Source organism: Candidatus Symbiothrix dinenymphae, from assembly GCF_001431085.1.
Genome location: NZ_BBRU01000278.1, coordinates 1 through 551 on the forward strand (window position 1 = coordinate 1; position 551 = coordinate 551).

Sequence of the window (551 nt, forward strand, 5' to 3'; positions counted from 1 at the left end):
TTGGTCGCAATTTGTTTTCCAAAGCGGCGGCGAAAAAGACCGCTACCGGCAAAAGCAAATTGGGTCACAAAGTACTGCTTCCGCAGATTGACGAAGAATATGAAGTCAAACAAGCGGCACTTAAAACCGAGTTAGTCAGGAAGTTACACTCACTTGTGGAAGGTAAAGTGTCGCAAGGGGTGAAAGACTTTATGGGTATGGAATTGGTAGCCAAAGGGTTGCGCTTCACGAAAGTCATATTGGAGAATGTAGACTATTTGCAAGTTGCCAATTCCAAATGGATTGCCGACCCGCAGAAAAGTGAGTTAATCATCGCATTGATAGCCAATTACGTTCGCAAATACAAAGAAATTGACGGCGAAATGAAACGTGTGAAATTCGACTTGACCATCGGTGACGAGTTGCCAAACGGCATCGTTCAAATGGCGAAAGTGTATATTGCGAAAAAACGTAAACTGCAAGTGGGTGACAAAATGGCCGGTCGTCATGGCAACAAGGGCATTGTGTCCCGCATTGTGCGCGCCGAAGATATGCCGTTCCGGGACGATGGC

Annotated in this window: 1 pseudogene; it reads left to right on the plus strand. The window is 46.3% G+C overall.

The features are described 5' to 3' along the window. A pseudogene (rpoB, locus tag ASC50_RS03560) lies at positions 1-551 on the plus strand (DNA-directed RNA polymerase subunit beta); the annotation flags it as partial.